Origin of the sequence: Photobacterium salinisoli (assembly GCF_003614885.1) — a bacterium.
In the GTDB taxonomy this organism is placed as follows: Bacteria; Pseudomonadota; Gammaproteobacteria; order Enterobacterales; family Vibrionaceae; genus Photobacterium; species Photobacterium salinisoli.
In genome coordinates this window covers 74,829-97,953 of record NZ_QZMS01000007.1, presented here as the reverse complement: position 1 = coordinate 97,953, position 23,125 = coordinate 74,829, and the positions used below count along the sequence as shown (strand labels likewise).

Annotated in this window: 19 protein-coding genes and 2 tRNA genes; 13 read left to right on the top strand and 8 right to left on the bottom strand. The window is 53.7% G+C overall.

The features are described 5' to 3' along the window. Positions 1 to 175: 175 nt before the first annotated feature. Entirely contained in the window at positions 176 to 1,117 is a 942-nt protein-coding gene (locus D6M16_RS01130) for a flagellar motor protein MotB (protein WP_162940891.1), read from the bottom strand. Between the two features lie 11 nt (positions 1,118 to 1,128). Continuing rightward, positions 1,129 to 1,890, bottom strand: coding sequence for a flagellar motor protein PomA (gene pomA / locus D6M16_RS01125; RefSeq protein WP_120510197.1), 762 nt, complete (start codon positions 1,888 to 1,890; stop codon positions 1,129 to 1,131). A gap of 373 nt (positions 1,891 to 2,263) precedes the next feature. Here pomA and xseB point away from each other — a divergent pair, with 373 nt between their 5' ends. Genes xseB through dxs form a run of 3 tightly spaced genes read left to right on the top strand, consistent with a single transcriptional unit; the run spans position 2,264 to position 5,284 of the window. Then, positions 2,264 to 2,506, top strand: a complete 243-nt coding sequence (gene xseB, locus D6M16_RS01120) for an exodeoxyribonuclease VII small subunit (protein WP_027253848.1) — start codon at positions 2,264 to 2,266, stop codon at positions 2,504 to 2,506. Continuing rightward, a complete protein-coding gene (gene ispA, locus D6M16_RS01115; protein ID WP_120510196.1) occupies positions 2,499 to 3,395 on the top strand; it encodes a (2E,6E)-farnesyl diphosphate synthase in 897 nt (298 codons plus the stop codon). Before xseB ends, ispA begins: the two co-directional genes overlap by 8 nt. Before the next feature lie 23 nt (positions 3,396 to 3,418). Then, positions 3,419 to 5,284 (top strand): 1-deoxy-D-xylulose-5-phosphate synthase, encoded by a 1,866-nt coding sequence (gene dxs, locus D6M16_RS01110; protein ID WP_120510195.1) that lies wholly within the window; start codon positions 3,419 to 3,421, stop codon positions 5,282 to 5,284. Positions 5,285 to 5,425: 141 nt separating this feature from the next. Here dxs and yfbV read toward each other — a convergent pair whose 3' ends face one another. Next, entirely contained in the window at positions 5,426 to 5,875 is a 450-nt protein-coding gene (gene yfbV / locus D6M16_RS01105; RefSeq protein ID WP_120510194.1) for a terminus macrodomain insulation protein YfbV, read from the bottom strand. Between the two features lie 319 nt (positions 5,876 to 6,194). Between yfbV and D6M16_RS01100 the strand changes: the two genes are divergently transcribed. From D6M16_RS01100 to D6M16_RS01080, 5 genes are all read left to right on the top strand, one after another. Then, the gene (locus tag D6M16_RS01100) at positions 6,195 to 7,394 is read left to right on the top strand and encodes an acetate kinase (protein WP_120510193.1); all 1,200 of its coding nucleotides are present in this window, start codon (positions 6,195 to 6,197) and stop codon (positions 7,392 to 7,394) included. 120 nt (positions 7,395 to 7,514) lie between these two features. Then, positions 7,515 to 9,668, top strand: coding sequence for a phosphate acetyltransferase (gene pta, locus D6M16_RS01095; RefSeq protein WP_120510192.1), 2,154 nt, complete (start codon positions 7,515 to 7,517; stop codon positions 9,666 to 9,668). 136 nt (positions 9,669 to 9,804) lie between these two features. Then, positions 9,805 to 10,566, top strand: a complete 762-nt coding sequence (locus D6M16_RS01090) for a sulfite exporter TauE/SafE family protein (protein WP_120510191.1) — start codon at positions 9,805 to 9,807, stop codon at positions 10,564 to 10,566. Between the two features lie 8 nt (positions 10,567 to 10,574). Continuing rightward, positions 10,575 to 10,874 (top strand): Rdx family protein, encoded by a 300-nt coding sequence (locus D6M16_RS01085; protein ID WP_120510190.1) that lies wholly within the window; start codon positions 10,575 to 10,577, stop codon positions 10,872 to 10,874. Between the two features lie 120 nt (positions 10,875 to 10,994). Beyond that, complete coding sequence (locus D6M16_RS01080) at positions 10,995 to 11,918, top strand: TIGR01777 family oxidoreductase (RefSeq protein ID WP_120510189.1); 924 nt, start codon at positions 10,995 to 10,997, stop codon at positions 11,916 to 11,918. Positions 11,919 to 11,933: 15 nt separating this feature from the next. On the opposite strand, the gene D6M16_RS01075 is transcribed toward D6M16_RS01080, so the two are convergent. Both D6M16_RS01075 and D6M16_RS01070 read right to left on the bottom strand, forming a co-directional pair. Further along, complete coding sequence (locus D6M16_RS01075) at positions 11,934 to 14,411, bottom strand: ABC transporter permease (RefSeq protein ID WP_120510188.1); 2,478 nt, start codon at positions 14,409 to 14,411, stop codon at positions 11,934 to 11,936. Further along, the gene (locus D6M16_RS01070) at positions 14,408 to 15,082 is read right to left on the bottom strand and encodes an ABC transporter ATP-binding protein (protein ID WP_120510187.1); all 675 of its coding nucleotides are present in this window, start codon (positions 15,080 to 15,082) and stop codon (positions 14,408 to 14,410) included. The genes D6M16_RS01075 and D6M16_RS01070 overlap by 4 nt, the downstream gene beginning before the upstream one ends. Between D6M16_RS01070 and tesA the strand changes: the two genes are divergently transcribed. The 3 genes from tesA to D6M16_RS01055 all read left to right on the top strand — a co-directional run bounded on the left by tesA (position 15,081) and on the right by D6M16_RS01055 (position 17,812). Continuing rightward, positions 15,081 to 15,680: a multifunctional acyl-CoA thioesterase I/protease I/lysophospholipase L1 gene (gene tesA, locus D6M16_RS01065; RefSeq protein WP_120510186.1), complete on the top strand. Its 600-nt coding sequence runs from the start codon at positions 15,081 to 15,083 to the stop codon at positions 15,678 to 15,680. The two genes, D6M16_RS01070 and tesA, sit on opposite strands and share 2 nt — an antisense overlap. Before the next feature lie 45 nt (positions 15,681 to 15,725). Next, positions 15,726 to 16,553, top strand: a complete 828-nt coding sequence (locus D6M16_RS01060; protein WP_120510185.1) for an SDR family oxidoreductase — start codon at positions 15,726 to 15,728, stop codon at positions 16,551 to 16,553. A gap of 404 nt (positions 16,554 to 16,957) precedes the next feature. Further along, complete coding sequence (locus tag D6M16_RS01055) at positions 16,958 to 17,812, top strand: co-chaperone YbbN (protein WP_120510184.1); 855 nt, start codon at positions 16,958 to 16,960, stop codon at positions 17,810 to 17,812. Between the two features lie 38 nt (positions 17,813 to 17,850). Here D6M16_RS01055 and cueR read toward each other — a convergent pair whose 3' ends face one another. Further along, on the bottom strand, positions 17,851 to 18,255 hold the full coding sequence (gene cueR, locus D6M16_RS01050; protein ID WP_120511820.1) for a Cu(I)-responsive transcriptional regulator: 405 nt from the start codon (positions 18,253 to 18,255) through the stop codon (positions 17,851 to 17,853). A 171-nt stretch (positions 18,256 to 18,426) separates the two neighbouring features. On the opposite strand from cueR, the gene D6M16_RS01045 reads away from it, so the two are divergent. Both D6M16_RS01045 and D6M16_RS01040 read left to right on the top strand, forming a co-directional pair. Further along, the gene (locus D6M16_RS01045) at positions 18,427 to 21,144 is read left to right on the top strand and encodes a copper-translocating P-type ATPase (RefSeq protein ID WP_476704094.1); all 2,718 of its coding nucleotides are present in this window, start codon (positions 18,427 to 18,429) and stop codon (positions 21,142 to 21,144) included. A gap of 168 nt (positions 21,145 to 21,312) precedes the next feature. Continuing rightward, entirely contained in the window at positions 21,313 to 22,212 is a 900-nt protein-coding gene (locus tag D6M16_RS01040) for a TraB/GumN family protein (protein ID WP_162940890.1), read from the top strand. Between the two features lie 167 nt (positions 22,213 to 22,379). Here the strand turns inward: D6M16_RS01040 and D6M16_RS01035 are convergent. Together D6M16_RS01035 and D6M16_RS01030 are read right to left on the bottom strand one after the other, a co-directional pair. After that, positions 22,380 to 22,456: transfer RNA gene (locus D6M16_RS01035), tRNA-Pro, on the bottom strand. 590 nt (positions 22,457 to 23,046) lie between these two features. After that, positions 23,047 to 23,123, bottom strand: a tRNA-Pro gene (locus D6M16_RS01030). Between the last annotated feature and the right edge of the window lie 2 nt (positions 23,124 to 23,125).

Genomic DNA, 23,125 nt, shown 5'->3' with positions numbered 1-23,125 from the left:
AAAGGCGCGGATTATACAGCAAGCAAGCGGTCGCTGAAATACAAAGGATTATCAGAAAAACGGTGAGCGCAGAGTTTCACAGACCCGCGGTCCATTATGGCTCTTGCCCTCGCCGCCTGATGTCTGTTCACCCTCTCAGGCGAACAGACATCAGGTCCTTATTCAGATTGTAGGCTTAATTTGACGGGACGGCAGATTCCCCTGCCGGGTCACTGGTCAGTTCATTGGTAAAATGCGGTTTACCCTGCATGATGGCAATTTCTACCCGGCGGTTACGCTTACGCCCGTCCAGGGTGTCATTACTGTCCAGCGGTGAGGTGTCAGCCAATCCCAGCACGCGCATCCGGTTATGATCAAAACCCTGCACTTTTTCCATTTCCTGAGCGACGGACACGGCACGCTGCGCCGACAAATCCCAGTTGGAACGGTATAACTCAGAATCCAGTCGCTGATTATCCGTATGACCAGAAACGGTGATCACCCCAGGCACATCTTTGACCAGATCAGCCACCTGCCGAACCAGCGGGCGAAATTTGGGTTGCAGAAAGGCCGACCCTTCCGGAAATGCCCCTTTCTCACGAATACGGATCACCACCTGCTGACCCAGGTTTTCGACCTCGATCAGATTTTCCTGTATTTCTCGCTCAAGGGCAGTTTGTAAAACATCGGCCAACTGTTGCTGGGCCTGGGTCATCTCCGACTGCGTATTCTGGTTCATCTGGGTAGCCGTATGTTCAGAACGCCCGCCGGTCAGTTTGCCTGCTTCACGTTTGGTACCGCCGGCCTTATCCGATTCACCTTCATGGAAGTCCAGCGTTCGCTGTGTCATGTCGATGGTTTGCTGCATGATGACTTCTATCGGAGTCGGTTCAGGCCGCCCCGGACGAAATTCCTGAGCAATAACACTGGTGCCTTTAGGAATGTCTTTCACTTCCACCATGTTCTGCACACCAAAGGCAAATTTCAGAGAGCCAGCAATTTGCTTGAACTTCAAGACGTCCATCTCAGAAAATGACAACAGCAGCACGAAGAAACACATCAGCAGGGTCGCCAGATCGGCGAACGTTGCCATCCAGGCCGGAGCCCCTTTCTTACAATTGCATTCGGTCTCATCCATCACCCGCCTCCTTATTCATCAACGTCAGCACGGCGTTGTTTTTCATGGAGGTAATTTTTCAGAAAACCGTCGATGACACGCGGGTTCTGACCATCCTGAATGGCCAGTACCCCATCAAGAATCAAGCGGCGGTTAAGGCGCTCTTCGTTTTTACGCAATGACAGTTTATCGGCAATCGGAATAGCCACCATGTTAGCCAGGATCGAACCGTATAACGTGGTTAACAGCGCGACGGCCATGGCCGGGCCGATAGACTTGGGATCGTCCATGTTGGTCAGCATGGCGACCAGACCCACCAGGGTACCTATCATTCCCATCGCCGGTGAAACCTCACCCAATGAGCTGAAAATACTGATACCCCTTTCATGGCGCTCATTGGTCAGCCCGATATCTTTTTGCAGTGTCGAACGCACTACGTCGGCATCATGACCGTCGACGAGTAAATCAATCCCTTTTCGCAGGAAGCTGTTATTGACTTCCATTTCTTCCAGCGCCAGAAAGCCGCCTTTGCGTGCCGCATCCGCCATTTCAACAATCTTGGCGATCAAATCTTCCGGGTCATCCGTTTTAAACATGAAGGCTTTCGCTGCAATTTTGGCGGCGCCAAAAAACTGCGACAGGCTGAACTTCATTAATACAACAAATAATGTCCCGCCCAATACAATCAAAATAGAGGGCACATTAAAAAATATATCAAGGCTGCCACCCAGCAGCATCGCCATAATGACAAAAGCAAAGGCACCAACTAAGCCTATGAGGGTTGCCAAATCCACGGATCACTCCTCTGTAATTTTTTCTTATCAACCCAGGCGACATCAGGATGTCCGGGTTACTATGGCCAGCTTAAACTGGCGTTATTCTAACTTACTCACCCTGTATCGGCACCTTTGGATTTTGGTTTAGCACTGATTAACCCTCGGTTTTGTGCTCTGCTGGGAAAAACCGAACTTCCGCCTCTTCTCTGTGATTACTTTCCTCTTGCAATGGGCGATACAAAGCACCACTGGGTATAAAAACCATAAAAATAACACTGTAATGCGCACACTTCCCTGTGCCATAATTTGACCCGGCATAGCCTGTGCGCTATTTTCCCCTCATTTTCGGGCGCACCTCCAAACGCGCTCACAACCCATCAATGGACCGGATATGGCGACTAAAAAACCAGAAAAGATGGCCTTCGAAGAGGCCATGAATGAACTCGATGTGATAGTCAACGAGCTGGAATCCGGTGATATCCCTTTAGAAGACGCGCTGAAAAAATTTGAGCGTGGCATTGCCCTGGCCCGCAACAGCCAGCAAAAACTGACTCAGGCCGAGCAACGGGTTGAGATTTTGCTGCAAGCTGATGACAATGCGCCACTAACGGACTTTGAACCGAGCGATGACTAACAGCCTTTCTCAACAACTGGCCGAGTACGCGGCCCGTAATAATGCTCAGCTGGAACAATGGCTGACTCAGTTGCCCTTTACCGATCAGCCTCTGGTTCAGGCGATGAGACACGGCACCCTGCTGGGCGGAAAGCGTGCCCGTCCTTTCCTGACTTATGTCACAGGAAGCATGCTGGGCGCGGATATGGATGATCTGGATGCCCCGGCGGCGGCCGTTGAATGTATTCATGCCTATTCGCTGATCCATGACGATCTTCCTGCCATGGATGACGACGAACTGCGGCGCGGTAAACCGACCTGTCACATTGCCTTTGATGAAGCCACCGCCCTTCTGGCCGGTGATGCTCTGCAGACACTCGCTTTTGAAATACTGGCGTCTGGCCGCCTGAGTGCCGAGGGCAACAGCCAGCGTATCGCCATGGTTCGCGAATTGGCTCAGGCTGCCGGTGCGTCCGGTATGTGTGCCGGACAGGCGCTGGATTTAGCCGCAGAGCACAAACGCGTCGGTCTGGCGCAGCTGGAAACCATCCACAGACACAAAACCGGGGCACTGATCCGTTGTGCGGTGCGTCTTGGTGCTCTGGCGGCCGGTGAAAAAGGAGTCGCCATCCTGCCCCAGCTGGATAGGTTCGCAGAAGCGATTGGCCTGGCCTTTCAGGTTCAGGACGACATTCTGGATGTGATCAGCGATACTCAGACACTGGGCAAACCCCAGGGTTCGGATGTCGCTCTGGAAAAAAGCACCTACCCAGCCCTGCTAGGATTAGCAGGCGCCCAGGATAAAGCTCGCCAGCTATACCAGGAAGCCCTACACGCCCTGGAAGCTATACCCTACAATACAGATTCATTAGAAGTTTTCGCCCGATACGTTATCGAGCGCAACAACTAAAACAGTATAAGCGCCGACTTGTTATGACATTGGATATTTCTAAATACCCACATCTGGCCTTAGCCAATACACCGGACGAACTTCGTTTACTGCCGGTGGACAGTTTACCTGCGCTCTGCGATGAGCTGCGGACGTATCTGCTCAACTCTGTGAGTCAGTCCAGCGGGCATTTTGCCTCTGGTCTCGGTGCCGTAGAACTGACGGTTGCCCTGCATTATGTGTACAACACACCTTTCGATCATTTGATCTGGGATGTCGGCCATCAGGCCTATCCGCATAAAATCCTGACCGGACGTCGCGACCGGTTAAATACCATTCGCCAGAAAGACGGCTTACACCCTTTCCCCTGGCGGGAAGAAAGTGAATACGACGTGCTGTCTGTCGGTCACTCCTCCACCTCGATCAGTGCCGGCCTGGGCATGGCGATTGCCGCCGAGCGTGAAGGCGCGGGCCGCAAGGTCGTCAGCGTGATCGGTGACGGCGCCATTACGGCGGGCATGGCTTTCGAAGCCATGAACCATGCCGGCGATGTGCACAGCGACATGCTGGTGATCCTCAATGACAATGAAATGTCGATCTCCGAGAACGTGGGCGCGCTGAATAATCATCTGGCGCGACTGTTGTCCGGTAATTTCTATGCCAGCATTCGCGAAGGCGGCAAGAAGGTGCTCTCAGGCGCGCCACCGATTAAAGAGCTGGTCCGCCGGGCCGAAGAGCACCTCAAAGGTATGGTCGTGCCAGGCACTATGTTTGAGGAACTGGGCTTCAATTACATAGGCCCTATCGACGGTCATGATGTACAGGAGCTGGTGCGTACCATTAAAAATATGCGCAACCTGAAAGGTCCGCAATTTCTTCATATCATGACGAAAAAGGGCAAAGGTTATGCGCCGGCAGAAGCCGACCCGATCAATTATCACGCCGTACCAAAATTTGATCTGAGCCAGAACCCGCTGCCGAAAGCCAAAGACAGCAAACCGACTTTCTCGAAAATCTTCGGTGACTGGCTGTGTGATATGGCCGAAAAAGACCGCAAACTGATGGCCATCACACCGGCAATGCGTGAAGGCTCGGGGCTGGTGCGGTTCTCCAAAGAATACCCGGAGCAGTATTTTGATGTCGCCATTGCTGAGCAGCATGCGGTGACACTGGCGACCGGCATGGCTATTGGCGGTTATCATCCGGTTGTCGCGATCTACTCAACTTTCCTGCAGCGCGGCTATGATCAACTGATCCACGATGTCGCCATCATGGATTTACCAGTAATGTTCGCCATCGATCGTGGCGGGCTGGTCGGGGCTGACGGCCAGACCCACCAGGGTGCTTTCGATCTGAGTTTCCTGCGCTGTATTCCTAACATGGTGATCATGACACCGAGTGATGAAAACGAGTGCCGCCAGATGCTCTATACCGGTCATCAGCATCAGGGACCCAGCGCGGTGCGCTACCCGCGTGGCAGCGGAACCGGCGTGACACCAGAAGCCACCATGACAGCACTGGAGCTGGGTAAAGGCATACTGCGCCGTCAGGGATCCAGCGTTGCCATTCTGAACTTCGGCACCACTTTGAGCTACGCGCTGGAAGCCGCGGAGTCTCTCGATGCCACGGTAGCCGACATGCGTTTCGTCAAGCCACTGGATGAGAGCTTAATTCGCCAGCTGGCCGATAACCATGATCTGCTAGTCACAGTGGAAGAGAACGCCATCGCCGGCGGTGCCGGTTCCGGGGTGATCGAATTTTTGATGAGAGACAAACGTATCAAGCCTGTGCTGCAAATCGGCCTGCCGGACAAATTCATCCATCAGGGCACCCAGGCCGAACTGCATGCTGAACTGGAAATCGATGGCCCGGGCATAGAGGCACAAATCCGCCGCTATCTGGCCAGCTGAATCACCGGCTGAAGCAAATAAAAAAACGGACAAGGTCATTTCCCTGTCCGTTTTTTTGTTTTTGTTGCTTTATCTCGACCGGCTGTTGCCTGCCAGTGTTCAGAAGATGTTTCACAGACCACTGACCTGCATTGACTGCAATCAGAACCAGCGTTCCAGCGAAGCCTTATCCAATTGCTTGAAGGCTCTGTCCAGTACCTGTGCCAGCTCAAGATAGCGAGGCCGCGCTTTCAGCGGCTGCATGGAATAGCCTTCGCTTAAAATTTTGCCGTGTATTTCACGGCACCAGCTCGCCAGTGAGGGCGGCAAGACTGTCCGGCTGCGTTTCCCCAGCCATAACAAGCCCTGCAAGGGCATACTGAGCGCAAATAAGGCCACGGCCATTGCCAGTGGCAAACCAGAGGAATTATGAAAAGCCATCTGGCTCAGCACACTCATCACGGCCACAGCAGGCATCACCCGCACCGCAAAACGAGTGGCCTTGATATAGCGTTGTTCAGGAAATAATACAGCCAGCTCTTTGCGCATTGGCCATACCGACATGTAATGCTGGCCGTGTTGGACCTGCTTCCAGATTTTTGTCTGATTCATATCGCACCAGCCTCAACAAATATTGTAAGTTTTCAAAACAAGAGACAATCGATCTACCGTGAATTAATTTTTAAAAATTTTTTTGTTATATCGACCAACAAGGGCTATCCTATGCACGCCTTAGGTAATTGTTGGCCGATAACCCTGTTATCGCAATAAATTAAGGATAAGTTAACTCCTCAGGTTTGCATTTCACTTCTACGGACAGAAGCAAAAATACCTGGTTTAGTCTCGCCATACAGTGGGTCGACTATTCTATGGTTAACGCTTATTCAATTGAATATCAACTTTCAGACAGATTATATAGGTAGTCACTCACATGTCTAAGCTGGTTCTAGTACTTAACTGCGGTAGTTCTTCTCTGAAGTTTGCTGTCGTCGACGCAGTATCAGGTGATGAGCACCTGACAGGTCTTGCAGAATGTCTGCACCTTCCGGAAGCCCGTATCAAGTGGAAACTTGATGGTGCCAAACACGAAGCTCAACTGGGTAATGGTGCAGCACACGAAGAAGCACTGGCTTTCATGGTAGAGACTATCCTGGCCTCTAAACCTGAATTGGCTGACAATCTGAAAGCTATCGGTCACCGTGTCGTTCACGGTGGCGAGAAATTCACTCAGTCTGCCCTGATTGATGAAGCCGTGCTGCAAGGCATTGAAGAGTGCGCGGCACTGGCACCACTGCATAACCCGGCACATATCATTGGCATCAAGGCCGCTCAGAAAGCCTTCCCGGCTCTGAAGAATGTGGCCGTATTTGATACAGCCTTCCATCAGACCATGCCTGAAGAAGCGTATCTGTACGCACTGCCATACAAGCTGTACAAAGAGCACGGTATCCGTCGCTACGGCATGCACGGCACTTCGCACCTGTTCATCACCCGCGAAACCGCGCAGCGCATGGGTAAAGCAGAAAGCGAACTGAACATCATTAACTGCCACCTGGGTAACGGCGCGTCTGTGTGCGCGATCAAGAACGGCCAGTCTGTTGATACGTCTATGGGCCTGACACCACTGGAAGGCCTGGTGATGGGCACACGTTGTGGTGACATCGACCCAGCTATCATTTTCCATCTGCACGACTCTCTGGGTTACTCTATTGACCAAATCAACACCATGCTGACCAAAGAATCCGGTCTTGCTGGTCTGACAGAAGTCACTTCTGACTGCCGTTTCGTTGAAGACAACTACGGTCAGAAAGAAGAAGCAACCCGTGCAATGGACGTATTCTGCCACCGTCTGGCGAAATACGTGGCCAGCTACACAGCAACACTGGATGGCCAGCTGGATGCGATCACTTTCACCGGCGGCATTGGCGAGAACTCTGCCCCAATCCGTGAAATGGTGCTGAACCGCCTGAAGTTCTTCGGCATCGAAGTCGACAGCGAGAAAAACCTGAAGGCCCGTTTCGGTGGCGAAGGTGTGATCACCACAGAAAACAGCCGCGTTCCGGCTATGGTTATCTCGACCAATGAAGAGCTGGTGATTGCTGAAGATACAGCACGCCTGACGAACATCTAAGCAACAACCACTGGCCGACATTGTCGGCCTTTTTCTATCAAGAATGATAATTATCGGGAGTCACTGTCCGACAGTCTGATCTCCCTTTCTACCGTTTGCTAACAGCTTGAGGAATTGACTGTGTCACGTACCATTATGCTCATTCCGGTCGGTGCCGGAGTCGGCCTGACCAGCGTCAGCCTGGGTGTGCTTCGCGCCATGGAGCGCAAAGGCGTCCGTGTTTCCTTTTTCAAACCTATCGCTCAGCCTCGTCACGGCGGCGATCAGCCGGATCTGACAACGTCGATTATCCGTGCCAACAGCGACATGCAAATTGCCCAGCCGGTGTCCATGGCTGAAGCCGATGAGCTGATCCGCAGCGACCAGAGCGACGTGCTGCTGGAAGATATCGTTGCACGCTTTAAAGAAGCGACTGAAGGTGCTGAAGTGGCCCTGATTGAAGGTCTGGTACCCACCCGCAAGCACCCGTTTGCGAACCAGATCAACTACGAAATTGCCAAGACACTGGATGCGGAAATCGTGTTCGTGGTGGCGCCGGGTACAGATAACCCAGCCCAGCTGAAAGAGCGCATTGAAATTGCCTGCTCTAACTTTGGCGGCATCAAGAACAAGCACATCGCAGGTGTGATTGTAAACAAACTGAATGCCCCAGTGGATGCCGAAGGCCGTACCCGTCCGGATCTGTCAGAGATTTTCGACGGTTCTGACTCAGTGATGCCAACTCACGTTGAAGTGATGCAAGTGTTCAACTCCAGCCCGATCCGTGTGCTGGGCTGTGCGCCGTTCAATGCTGAGCTGATCGCGACCCGTGCGACAGACATCGCCAAGCACCTCAATGCTGACATTATCAACCCGGGTGAAATCGACAGCCGTCGCATTAAGAGCATCACTTTCTGTGCCCGCTCTATCCCTAACATGGTTGAGCACTTCCGTCCGGGTTCACTGCTGGTCACCTCTGCCGACCGCCCTGACGTGGTGGTTGCGGCCTGTCTGGCGGCAATGAACGGTGTGGAAATCGGTGCGCTGCTGCTGACCGGTGGTTATGAACTGCCAACTACCGTTGAAAAACTGTGCAAGCGCGCGTTCGAAACCGGCCTGCCCGTCATGATTGCCAAAGGTAACACCTGGCAGACCTCTCTGAACCTGCAGAGCTTCAGCCTGGAAGTGCCGGCTGACGATAAAGAGCGGGTCGAGATGGTCAACGAATACATGGCCAGTCACATTGATGGTCAGTGGATTGAATCGCTGAGCGAAGGTTCTGCCCGTGAACGCCGCCTGAGCCCGCCGGCTTTCCGTTACCAGCTGACAGAATATGCCCGCCGCGCGGCGAAGCGTATCGTGCTGCCTGAAGGTGACGAGCCACGTACAGTAAAAGCGGCTGCTATCTGTGCCGAGCGCGGTATTGCGGAATGTGTGCTGCTGGGTAATCCGGCGGAAATCAAACGCGTTGCCGAACAGCAAGGTGTGGTACTGGGCGCTGGCGTTGACATTATTGATCCGGCCTCTGTGCGCGAGCAGTATGTGGCCCGTCTGGTTGAGCTGCGTAAAAACAAAGGCATGACCGAAGTGGTTGCCCGTGAACAACTGGAAGATACCGTTGTACTGGGTACCATGATGCTGGAACAAGACGAAGTGGACGGTCTGGTCTCGGGTGCGGTACATACCACAGCCAACACTATTCGCCCGCCGCTGCAGCTGATCAAAACCGCGCCAAGTGCGTCACTGGTATCTTCTGTCTTCTTCATGCTGCTGCCTGATCAGGTACTGGTATATGGTGACTGTGCCATCAACCCGGATCCGAACGCTGAGCAACTGGCTGAAATCGCCATTCAGTCGGCGGACTCTGCCAAAGCCTTCGGCATTGAACCGCGCGTGGCGATGATCTCTTACTCTACCGGTAATTCCGGTCAGGGTGCCGACGTGGATAAAGTCCGTGAAGCGACCCGTATCGCGCAGGAAAAACGTCCTGATCTGATCATCGACGGCCCGCTGCAGTATGACGCCGCTATCATGGAAAACGTGGCGAAGTCGAAAGCGCCGGATTCACCGGTCGCCGGTAAAGCGACCGTGTTCGTGTTCCCGGATCTGAACACAGGTAACACCACCTACAAAGCGGTACAGCGTTCTGCCGAGCTGGTGTCTATCGGTCCAATGCTTCAGGGCATGCGCAAGCCGGTCAACGACCTGTCTCGTGGCGCGCTGGTAGACGACATCGTCTACACCATCGCACTGACTGCGATTCAGGCCAAACAGGCGGAAGAGCAAAACGCTTAACTCTGCACTGAATCGAACAAAAAAATACCTCGGCATTGCCGGGGTATTTTTGTATTGGCTCCCCTATTCTCATTGCCAGACTATTCATAATCCGTATGCTGCTAAGTCTGAATCATCAAGGATTGCAGCAAGATACATGGATTGGTTAAATTCTCTCGGACTTTTCATTGGCTCCCTGTTTGCCAACACTTTGGCCTCATTGTCCGGCGGCGGTGCCGGGCTTATCCAGTTTCCCCTGCTGATTTTTCTGGGCCTGCCTTTTTCCGTGGCGCTGGCTACTCATAAAATCGCCAGCGTCGCACTCGGGCTGGGCGCGGCGGTCAAACATATCCGTTCCGGTAAGCTGAACTGGTCAATGACGGGCTATGTCATTGCATCCGGGACCTTAGGCGTCATTCTGGGCGCCAATGCCATCCTCTTTGTCCCGGGCCGACTGGCTGAGGCCGCCCTTGGCCTGCTAATTATCGGCCTTGGCGTATACTCCCTGTATCAACCCAGCCTGGGCCAGAATGAAAGTGTCCGCCGACGGGATACTAAAGGACTGATTGCCGGTAGTCTCGGCCTGGCCGGGATCGGAGTGATAAATGGTTCGCTGACCGCAGGCAGCGGCCTGTTTGTGACCTTATTTCTGATCCGCTGGTTTGGTTATGACTATAAACAGGCCGTCGCATTAACCATGATCAGTGTTGGTCTGTTCTGGAACGGCACAGGTGCGCTCGCCATGTACGCGGCAGGCGCGGAAATATTCTGGCCCTGGCTGCCGATTCTGATTGCCGGATCATTGCTGGGGGGCTACCTCGGGGCACACCTGGCTATCAGGCAAAGCAACAAGCTGATCAAACGCTGTTTCGAAGCCCTGACGTTTCTGATCGGGGTCAAACTGTTATTCGGAATGTGAGGATTCTTATGTCTGACAATGCACCGCAAACGGCCAGCAAAGCCGTGATTGATATTTACTACTGCCGCCAGTGTAACTGGATGCTCCGCGCCAGCTGGATGTGCCAGGAGCTGTTACATACCTTCAGCGAAGATCTGGACGCCGTTAGCCTGCATCCGGACACAGGCGGCCGCTTTGAAGTCTTCTGCAACAATGTCCGCATCTGGGAACGCAAAACCGATGGTGGTTTTCCTGATGCCAAACAACTCAAACAAAGAGTCAGGGATATACTGGATCCCGCTCGCGATCTCGGTCATGTCGATCGCTGATCGTCAATTTTTCGACTGAGGTCAAAACCGAAATCGCTGGAAAAACAGTGAACAGCTCATCGATTGGTTATAATTTAGACAAAACAAGGATAACTTATCAGTCAGACAGGCGGACGACACATGCATATTCTGATCACCGGAGGAACCGGGTTTATTGGCAAAGCGCTGCTTCCACATCTGAATCATGATCAGGTGACTGTTCTCAGCCGTAATCCCAACCGGGCCTATCAGCGTCTGGGCCACCATATTAAAGTCATCACCAGCCTGGATTCGCTGGAAAATCTGGATGAATTTGATGTCGTGATCAACCTGGCCGGTGAGCCGATTGCTGATAAGCGCTGGACGGATAAACAGAAAGAAGAGATCTGCCGCAGCCGCTGGCAACTCACCCGGGATCTGGTAGTCAAAATACAGGCAGGCAATAATCCGCCGCATACCTTCATTAGCGGGTCTGCTGTGGGCTACTATGGCGATCAGCAACACCACGATTTTGACGAGTCGCTCGACGTTGAGCGCGACGATTTCGCCCACAAGGTTTGTCGCACCTGGGAAGAGCGGGCACTGGCGGCGCAGTCAGACAAAACCCGGGTATGCGTGCTTCGTACTGGTATTGTACTGGGCAAAGGCGGCGGAGCACTGGCCAAACTGGTCCCGTTGTACAAACTGGGCCTGGGTGGCCCGATTGGCAATGGAGAGCAGTATTTCCCGTGGATACACCTGCAGGATATGGTGAAAGGGATACTGTTTCTGATTAAGCAGACGGACGCTCAGGGCCCCTATAACCTCACGGCCCCCAAGCCAGTTACCAATAAAGAATTCAGCCAGACACTGGCCAGAGTACTGCATCGCCCGCATGTGATGAGCACACCTGAGTGGCTGTTACGCCTTGGTATGGGGGAATCGGCACAGATGCTGCTCGACAGCCAGCGAGCCCTGCCAGCGAAGCTGGAAGCCCATGGTTTTCATTTCTGCTATCCGGAACTGGAAGGTGCGCTGAAAAGTGCCCTGAGCGATCAGGAAAGCCGGGTTACCCGTGTAGAGTAACCCGGTACAAAAGCACTAACGGCCCAAAGGACGCAGCAGCTGTTTCATCATGGTACTGATGATCAGCAGGATCAGCACTATCGACAATAGCGGCAGTACCAGCCACAGCCCGGGGTGCCAGCTGACCGGCAGCTCGAAGCCCCATTTGATCAAAGCAGCCACCAGCGCTTCAGCCCCCAGAACCGCGATGATACCCGCCAGTACCGCCATCAGGCCATATTCACTCCAGATGGTGGCACGGATCCGGCTTCGGCTGGCGCCTAAGGTCCGGTAGAGCTTAATTTCCTGCTGACGTTGTGACAGGCTCAGGCGTAACAAGGTCAGCACCAGTAACAAGCCACTGCACACCCCCAGAAAAGCCAGCACAGACAATGACAATGACACCTGCTGTAAGATGGCCTGGATACGGGTGGCCATGGTTCTCAGATCCAGCAAGGTGACAGTCGGATACTCTCTGCCGAGCTGGTTCACAAGTTCACTCTGCTCTGCGGCTACCCTGAAACTGACCAGCCAGGTGGCAGGCAAGTCAGCCATGACATCCGGTGTGAAGATGAAGTAAAAATTGGGCCGCATATTGCGCCATTCCACTTCTCGCAAGCTGGTCACTGTTGCGCTGAACACCTGGCTGTTCACGTTAAAGCCCAGCGTATCGCCCAATGTGATCCCCAGCCTTTCTGCCACGCCGGTTTCCACAGATACGCCGCCGGGGGCATTGCTCCATTCGCCAGCGACTAAGGTATTGTGCACTGGCATCGAATCTCGCCAGGTAAAATTCAGTTCGCGGCGCAGAGATTCATCCCCTTCCTGACGATCATCGCTCTCACTGCCGTTGCCAGTGTCTTCTGCCCTTGGATCCTGCCCGTTGATGGTTACCAACCGGCCGCGCACTATGGGATAACTGTCGGAACGCATTAAGCCGCTCTCATCCAGCACATTCAGATAGGCCTGATGCTGTACCGGGCTGATATTGAGCGCAAACACATTGGGAGCATCCGGCGGCAATGTCTGCTGCCAGTCTGCCAGCAAATCCGTACGCAGCAGCCAGATCACGGCCAGCAGCATCAGCGAGCTGGTCAGGGCAGCCAACTGGGCACCGCTTGCCAGCGGGCTGCGGCCAATACGGCTCAGTGCCAGTGTCATCGCCGGTCCCCACTGACGGCGACGCAACCCCGCCACCAGCAATAAACCCAGTCCCGCCAGCAGCACCAGCAGCACAAATAAGCCAGCCAGAGTCAGCCACATCATGGGATTATCACCCACCCAGAGTAACAGCGCTACGACAGGCAGCAGAATCAGCAGGTAGCGTTTCTTAGAACTGGTGTCCGCCGTCTGGCGCTGCATCACTGCCAGAGCCGGTGCATCCAGCAAACGCCACAAAGCGATCCCTATGCCCGGTACCGACACCAGTATCGCTACCAACAGACTGACCAGCCAGGGCATGACCCCCATGTCAGGCAGCGGCTGAGGCAGTACGTCGGTGAGTGGCAGGCGCAGTAACCACTCCAGAAGCAGCCCCAGTGCCAGACCTGCGGTAGCGGCAATGGCAAACAAAAGTCCCAGCTGTCTTGCCAGCCATCGCCACAGGAAAGTTTTACCGGCACCGAGACTTTTCATCATGGCCACGGTTTCCGTCCGGCTGGCGGTGTAGTGCATACAAGTCAGCACCAGGGTGGCCGTGGCCATCATGATCACCAGGATCAGGGTCAGCGACAGGTACTGCTGCACCCGCTCGATCATCTCACCGGTCCGGCCCTGGGTGGTTTCACTGATCCAACGCTGGTCCGGTGCCAGTTGCATGTTGTCCTGAAGCTGCTTTAACTGGGCCTCAGTACCATTAAAATAGGCCCGGTAGCGCACCCGGCTGCCGGGCTGGATAGCCTCCGTGGCTGCCAGATCGGCTTCATGCATCAGAACGGCCGGCATCTGACTGAAAGGGTTAAACGACAGTTCCGGCTCTTGCACTATGGTGCCGGCGACTGTCAGCTCGGCATTACCAATAGCCACCTGATCGCCATTTTTCACATTCAGCAAAGAGAATAACCGCTCAGACAGCCATAACTCACCCGGATTGACCTGCTGCTGGGTCCGGCCCGTGCCCTGCAATAGCAGCTCACCCCTCAATGGAAAATCGCTCGAGACAGATTTCACGCTGACCAGCTGCATGGCATTGTCACTGAATGCCATAGTGCCGAATCGTGTTTGCTCTGTGACTGTCAGTCCCAGACGCTTCGCTTCCCGGACAAGGTTATCTGACACGGGATTGGCTGATCTCAATACCAGATCAGCCGCTATCATGCTGCGCCCCTGGTTAATCATTATCTTCTCAACCCGCACCACCAGCGAGGCCAGCGCAAACACACAGGCAATGATCAGTGTCAGTGCCACCGCAACGGGCCACAGCTGCCCTTGCCAGAGCTCACGCCAGCTCCATTTGAGCAGCAGGGAATGGCCTTTTGGCCTGACCGGACTTTGGCTTTCACTCATCTCAGTCATGCCGCCTCCACCCGTCCGCCATGAATACGCACTACACGATCACAACGTTCAGCCAATTGCGGATCGTGCGTCACCAGCACCAGAGTCGTACCGTGATCCCGATTGAGCGCAAACAGCAGATCTATAATGGTGGCCGCGGTTTGCTGATCCAGATTGCCGGTCGGTTCATCGGCAAACAAAACCTGCGGGGCCGTCATGAATGCCCTGGCCAGTGCCACACGCTGCTGCTCACCGCCCGATAACTGGGAGGGAAGATGCTCTTCACGTCCCTGCAGTCCGACCTGACGTAACAATTCTGCTGCCCGCTCGCTATCACCGGCTTCCCCTTTGATAATGGCCGGCAATGTTACGTTTTCCAGCGCCGTCAGCGACGGGATCAGCAAAAAACTCTGGAACACGAATCCGACGGCCTGGCTGCGCAGCGCGGCACGGGACTCATCGTCCATATGAGACAACACTTGCCCCAGTAACTCAATTTCGCCGCTGCTGGGTACGTCCAGTCCGGCCAGCAAGGTCATCAGTGTCGATTTACCCGCTCCGGAAACCCCAACCAAAGCTATGCTTTCACCCTGCTCGACCTCAAGCGAAACATCCTGCAGAATGGTGAGAGTCGTGGTGGCCGTTGTCACCTGTTTAGTTACTGATTGCGCTTTTATCACGGATATAGACATGATGCGGATCCTTGCACTGTTATTACTTGTTATGACTCCACTCAGTAGTGTTGCCGCCACCCTGATGGTGCTTGGCGACAGCCTGAGTGCAGGCTATCAGATGCGTGCCGAACAAAGCTGGCCCCGTCTGATGGAGCCCATGCTGAATGGCAACGGGCTGAAAATTGATGTCATTAATGCCAGTATCTCTGGCGACACGACAGGAAATGGCCTTGCCCGTTTGCCTAAGCTATTGAAACAGCATGATCCAGATTACGTCATAATTGAGCTGGGTGCGAATGATGGTCTGCGTGGATTCCCACCAGCGACCATAGAAAATAACCTCAAAGCCATTATTGACCTTATTAAGGATAGCGGCGGTGAGCCAATGTTGATGCAAATCCGTATTCCGCCCAACTACGGCAAACGCTACACCAGCCAGTTTGAAGCTATTTATCCCAGACTCAGTAAAGACTACGCTTTGCCTCTGCTTCCCTTCTTTTTAGAGCAGGTCATACTGCGTGACGGCTGGATGATGGATGATGGGCTGCACCCCAAGGCAGACGCCCAGCCCTGGATTGCTGAATTCATGACGGACACGATCATACCTTTTTTGTAACCATATTTTACAGGGCGTGATAATGCCCGGATTTAAGGACTGTAAATGAGCATTGCCATTCTTATTACCGGCTGCAGCAGCGGTATCGGTTACCACTGCGCCAGATCCCTTCATCAGGCAGGCTATCTGGTGGTAGCCAGCTGCCGGCAGGATGACGATGTCGCGCGTCTGCAGGACGAAGGCCTTCACTGTGTAAAGCTTGATCTTGCTGACCAGCAATCCATCGAACAAGGGCTGGCAGAAGCGCTGCGTATCACTAAAGGTAAACTCGATGTGCTGTTTAACAACGGTGCCTACGGCCAGCCAGGCGCGCTTGAAGATCTCCCCACCGATGCCCTTCGCGAGCAATTTGAAACCAACCTCTTTGGCTGGCACTCGCTCACGAAAGCCGTAATTCCTGTCATGCTGGCCCAGGGAGGCGGCAAAATCGTGCAAAACAGCTCTGTACTCGGTCTTGTGGCGATGAAGTACCGCGGTGCCTATAACGCCAGTAAATTTGCACTGGAAGGCTATACCGATACGCTGAGGCTGGAGCTGGCAAACACCCCGATTAACGTCAGCCTGATAGAGCCGGGGCCGATTGAAAGTCAGTTCAGGGCCAACGCCAAGCGTCAGTTTGAAGCCCATATTGATATGACGGCATCGCGCCACAAAGACAGTTATCAGAACACACTGAACAGGTTGGGCAAGCCCTCCCCGTCCAATAAATTCACACTGACACCGGAAGCCGTGCTCAAGCCACTGCTGCACATCATCCGCAGTGAGCGGCCATCAGCCCGGTACTATGTCACCCAGCCGACCTATATCTTTGGCTTCCTGCGCAGAGTCCTTCCCGTTCGCTGGCTTGATCATCTGCTGGGAAAAAGCGACTGATCGACACTCACAATGAGTAAACTTTGAACTTGATCCGAAAGTCAAAAACCAAGCAAAAAAATGCGCTTTTTTTAACCAGCTGTCATGATTATGTCATCTGAGCACTCTAGGCTTCAGGGTAAGCTGGTCCTTACCCAGTAAAGGGGTAAACCAGCGATCCCCCTAAACAAACGTGCTACATTTTTCGGAGAGATCGGCATGACATTACGCCAGATAAATGCGCTCTGTCTTTGTGTCGCTATTGCTCTGCTTCTGACCTTCCATCTGTAACGGAGAGCCCAGCTCTCCGTTTTTTTCTCTGAGACCCGTTACCAGCCGCGTTTTTCTGTCTTTTCCCTTGATTTTCCAGCCAATCAGCCCAACATCTTGAACATCACTCTTAAACGATCACGGAAACGCCCGGTATGAATGACAAATTAGCAATTGAACTGAATGAAACCAATCTGCATCAGGTGATAGAGCAGTCAATGCAACAGCTGGTCGTGATCAGCTTCTGGGCACCCTCCATGCCAGAAACAGCAGAAGTCAACACCCTGCTTGAGCGTCTGGCGGCCCAGTACGCTGGCCAGTTTGTAGTAGCAACCCTCAACTGTGAAGCACAGCAAATGGTGGCAGCCCAGTTTGGTGTGCGCAGTCTTCCGACCGTCGCCATTTTCAGCAATGGTCAGCCGATTGACGGCGCTGCAGGTCCGCAAACCGAAGACAGCCTGCGTGAGATGCTGAGTAAGCATTTACCCAGTCAGGAAGAAATGCAGCTGGAACAGGCCATTCAATTAGTCAGTCAGCAAGCCTTCAACGAAGCACTGCCCATTCTGCGTGAACTGGCAGGCAGCCTGCCGGGAAACAGCCAGGTCTTACTCGCCACTGCCGAATGCCTGCTGGAAACCGCACAGTTTGACGAGGCGGAAACCCTGCTTGGACAGATTCCGATGCAGGATCAGGACGGTTATTACAAAGGTCTGGTTGCCAAACTGGAGCTTCACCGCCAGGCCAGCGATTCTCCGGAGATCCGCCAGCTAGAAGAAAAGCTGGCTACCGACCCGGACAACGGGCAACTCGCTTATGATCTTGCGGTGCAGTACAGTCAGGTCAATCGTCACCAGGAATCTTTGGAGATCCTGCTGAACCTGCTGCGTAAAGATCTCAACTTTGCCGACGGTAACGCCAAGAAAACCATGATGGATATTCTGGCCTCGCTCGGTCAGGGAAATGCCCTTGCCAGCCAGTACCGTCGTCAGCTTTATTCTCTGCTGTACTGATCTCACCAACGCCGCAGGCAATCACATTATGCCTGCGGTTATGTTTCCACAGTTTCCCCTTTCGTCAGGGCATCAATAATCGGGCAACCCGGCTGATTGTTACCCGGACACTGGCTGATCAGGCTCTGAAGGCTTTGTTTCATTGCCAGTAATTCCTCGATCTGATGGTCAATCTCAGCCAGTTTTTGCTCGGCTTTTTCTTTTACATCAGCACTTTTTCTGTCCGGATCCCGTGACAAGGCCAGCAACTCCCGACTTTCATCCAGGCTGAATCCGACCAGACGCGATCGTTTAATCATCAACAGCTCGTTCACTTGTTTCTGGCTGTAACGGCGATAGCCATTCTCGCCCCGTTGCGGCTCGCTGATCATGCCCTTACTTTCATAAAAGCGTATGGTTTTGTTGGTCAGTCCCGTCTGTTTTGCCACTTCACTGATATTCATCACTGCCTCACTTGAAAATACCGCTTGACCTTCCATTAACTAGAAGCTTTAAAGTTAGCATATCTCTTAACTGTGGTGTAGAGGAAGCCCATGGATAATTCAAATCACGCCCCAGCCAGCCATTCCGCTGCAAACATGGATATCAGGCTGCCACTTAGCAAGGTTCGCTGCATGAAGTGCGTCGAAAAAATTAAACAGGCGCTGAGCAAGCTTGATGGCATCGACTCTCTGGATATTACAACCGAGCAAGCCCACATCACAGGGCATGTCGATCTGAATGAAGTGATCACGACCATCGAAAGCCTTGGTTACCAAGGGGGTTACTATCATGATTTGCCTCTGTCGGGTCTGTCATGTGGCAAGTGCGTCAGCAAACTGGAGGCCGCATTCGCAAACGAGCCGGAAATCACGCAGTTTGAAGTCAGCAAAACCCGGGCCAAGGTGCAGGGCTCACTGACCGAATCCGCGCTGATAACCCTGATTGAATCTGCAGGCTATCAGGTACCGGCTGAAGCTGGTGCGGTTGAAACGAATGCGCCAGAAGCTGTCTTGCACGACGCAACTGCACCTGAACAAGCGAAAACGGAGCAACCCGAGCCGTCACCATCAGCCGCTGCTGAAGCCGCGCCATCTTCCGATAACAGCCACTACTTTTTGCTTTCCGGCATGACCTGCGCAAGTTGTGTGTCCTCGGTTGAAAAAGCCATTCAGGGTGTGGATGCGGTTACGGCTGTCAGTGTCAATCTGGCCGAGCGGACAGCACTGGTTCAAGGCAATATCGATCCAGAGTCGGTGATCCAAGCTGTGTCTGATGCCGGTTATGGCGCTGAGCTCAGTGAAGACGAAGCGACAAGACGCGAACGCCAGCAAGCCCAGAACACAGCAACCTACAGACAACACCTGATCAATGCCGGACTGGCATTAGCCCTGGGTGTTCCCCTCATGGCCTGGGGAGTCTTCGGTGGCAGCATGATGATAGATTCGGCCACCAGCCAATGGGCCTGGGGCACCATAGGTATGCTGACGCTGGCGTTGCTCATATACTGTGGCGGCCACTTTTTCCGTGATGCCTGGAAAGCTTTCCTTCATCACAGAGCCAGTATGGATACTCTGGTTGCGCTGGGTACGGGTGCAGCCTGGTTTTACTCCATGTTTGTGGTGCTCAAACCCGACTGGTTTCCAGCGCAGGCCAGGCATGTCTATTTTGAGGCGTCAGCCATGATTCTGGGTTTGATCACCCTGGGCCATGCACTTGAGGCCAAAGCCCGCGGACGCACTTCACGGGCGCTGGAAAAACTGATCGACCTGCAGCCGCAGACCGCCATTCTGGTGGATAAGCAAGGCGAGCGTGAAGTCCCTCTGGCGGACATTCAACCTGGTATGGTGCTGCGTTTGCGTCCAGGGGCCAAAGTGCCTGTTGATGGACTGATTGAGCAAGGTGAGAGCTATCTTGACGAATCCATGCTGACCGGAGAACCCGTCCCTGCCCATAAGCAACCGGGAGATAAACTCCATGCCGGCACCATCAACCAGAGCGGCAGCCTGCTCTTTAAGGCTGAGCAGGTAGGCAATCAAACCCTGCTGGCCCGGATCATAGGCCTGGTTCGCCAGGCACAGAGCAGCAAGCCGGAGCTGGCGAAAATGGCAGACACCATTTCAGCCATATTCGTTCCTGCCGTGATGATCATCGCCATTGTTACCGCCACCCTCTGGTATTACTTCGGCCCGGATCCCGTCTCGATTTACATGCTGATCACAGCGACAACGGTACTTATCATTGCCTGCCCCTGTGCATTAGGACTGGCGACCCCGATGTCAGTTACTGTCGGTCTTGGCCGCGCCGCGGAATATGGCATTCTTATCCGTCATGCCGATGCAATGCAACTGGCCGCCAACATAGATACAGTGGTGCTGGACAAAACCGGTACGTTGACCGAAGGCAAGCCTGTGCTCACACACAGCCATTATTATGGTGATCACACTGAACATGCTGTGCTGGCCCTGGCAGCCAGCCTCGAACAGGGGGCTGAGCACCCGCTTGCAAAAGCTATCGTCTTGGCAGCTGAGAAGAAAGGATTGTCTTTACAATCAGCCCGAGACTTTAACGCTCAGACTGGCTATGGCGTCAGCGGGGAGGTCAACGGACAGCGTATACTGCTGGGCAACCGTGCGCTGATGGAAAAAGAAAATATCGCCATTTCTGCCCATCAGGACGATGCTCACTCGCTGGCCGATGCCGGGGCAACGGCTATTTTCATTGCCGTAGACGGTGAACTGGCCGCACTGCTGGGCATCAGTGATCCGCTGCGATCAGATTCCAAAGCGGCAGTCGAGAGACTTCAGGCGAAAAGGATCGAGGTGATCATGCTGACCGGTGACACCGAACGGACAGCCAAAGCGATCGCCCGCCAGGCGGGTATTGACCGTGTTATTGCCGGTGTACTGCCCGACGGAAAATCCGAACAGGTGGCAAAACTGCAACAATCCGGAAAACACGTTGCCATGGTCGGGGACGGCATTAATGATGCCCCTGCACTGGCTAAAGCTGAAATTGGTATTGCCATGGGCAGCGGCAGCGATGTCGCCATTGAAAGTGCGCAACTCACTCTGGTGCGCCATTCTCTGCACGGCGTCGCCGATGCACTGGAGCTGTCATCGGCAACTTTACGAAATATGAAGCAAAACCTGTTTGGCGCCTTTATCTATAACACATTGGGGATTCCGCTGGCCGCCGGTATCCTGTTCCCCTTCACAGGCAGTCTGCTCAGCCCTGTAATTGCCGGAGCAGCGATGGCGCTCTCGTCCATCACTGTGGTCAGTAATGCCAACAGACTGAGACTTTTCCGCCCTGGCAGTCAGGGCAACACACCATTGAAAAAGGAGGCCTGAGATGATGGCTTTACTTGCTGCGCTGGCCATTGGCTTTATTGTCTGGTGGTTCTGGCTGCATCCCAACAAGTAATCACTTCTGAGCGGCTGCCTGTGTCAGCCGCTTTTTCTTGCCAGTCCGCACCAGATTCCATAGGCTGTATGCATCCTAGCGCCAATGGAAACAGCATGTTTAAATCTCTGCTCACCAAAGCCGGTATCCTGCTGACAATCTTCAGTTCAGGTGCCTCTGCAGAACCTCAGGTCTGGCTGGCCAAAGATAACCAGCGACAGTTTGTGCTGATGGGGTCGATCCATGTCGGCAGCGATGCACTCTACCCCCTGCCTGATGCCTTTAACCGTTACTGGCCTCAAGCAAATGGCCTGATTTTAGAAGCCAATATCCAGAAGCAATTCAGTATGCCACCAATCGACGAGGCGCACGTTAGCCGTAAACTGCTACCGCCTTCCGATATCCGAACCCTCAGAGATCTTGCCGCTCAACTCAAACTTTCTCCTTTCAGCCTGCTCGAAAGCCCGCCCTGGCTCACTGCCATGCATCTGCAAATGGCGCAATCGCTAAAGTTTGGCCTCACCCCGGACAAAGGCATTGATCAGGTGGTGTTTAACCGGGCACAAAAAGAAACTGTCCCCATTTTCGAACTGGAGGGAATCGAAGCCCAGTTTCGTTTGCTGTCTTCACTGCCTGATCACGGATTAAACCTGCTGCAAACCACGCTCAACGAATGGCCACTGCTGGAACAAGAAATGGCCTGCCTGCTCAGCGCCTGGCAACAAGGTAATAATGCCGTACTGACAGAACTCAGCCAGCAAGTCGCCCTTTCAGAAGAGACTGAACAGCACTTGCTGATTCAGCGCAATTACAACTGGGTTAACCAACTCACCACCTCCCCTCAGTACCAACAAGGGACTTTCCTGGTGGTAGTCGGTGCTTACCACATGATGGGCGAGGAAGGGCTACCGGCATTGCTGAAAAAACAGGGATTCACCGTTCAGCAAATCAACAGCGCACAACCTGCTACCTGCCAATCCGGTATAGCCAAAACCCCCTCTGACAACCTGCCCTGAATCGCCTGGTCTAACTCCCCTTGCCAAGGGGGGAATATTCTTGGTTTCAGCAAGAGCTGTACGATCCCTCCCCCCTTTTCAAGGGGGAGGCTAGGTGGGGGTTACTGGGCACAAAAGCCAAATTCTGCACATAAAAAAGCCCGCTCGATGAGCGGGCTTCTATAATGTGGTCGGTGAAGAGGGATTCGAACCCCCGACCCTCTGGTCCCAAACCAGATGCGCTACCAAACTGCGCTATTCACCGATAATTCTGTTTTTGCTTTGAGGCTTGCTCCAGAGGGTCCCTCTGGTCCGCTGTTCTCAAAAGCCGGAGATGCGCTACCAAACTGCGCTATTCACCGATAATTCTGTTTTTGCTTTGAGGCTTGCTCCAGAGGGTCCCTCTGGTCCGCTGTTCTCAAAAGCCGGAGATGCACTACCAAACTGCGCTATTCACCGAATTTTGTTCAGACTGAGGACAGTCTTAAAAACGAGATTTGCTTCTTTTGAAAGTATAACTCTAGTTACCTGAGTTACTCAAACCGCGTTTTGAAATAGTGGTCGGTGAAGAGGGATTCAACGCGGCGGGCTTCCGCACCCGACCCGTGTCGCCGTCTTACCAGCCACAAAGCCCGACGTATCAGACTTTAGAAATAGTGGTCGGTGAAGAGGGATTCAACGCGGCGGGCTTCCGCACCCGACCCGTGTCGCCATCTTACCAGCCACAAAGCCCGACGTATCAGACTTTAGAAATAGTGGTCGGTGAAGAGGGATTCAACGCGGCGGGCTTCCGCACCCGACCCGTGTCGCCGTCTTACCAGCTACAAAGCCCGACGTATCAGACTTTAGAAATAGTGGTCGGTGAAGAGGGATTCGAACCCCCGACCCTCTGGTCCCAAACCAGATGCGCTACCAAACTGCGCTATTCACCGAC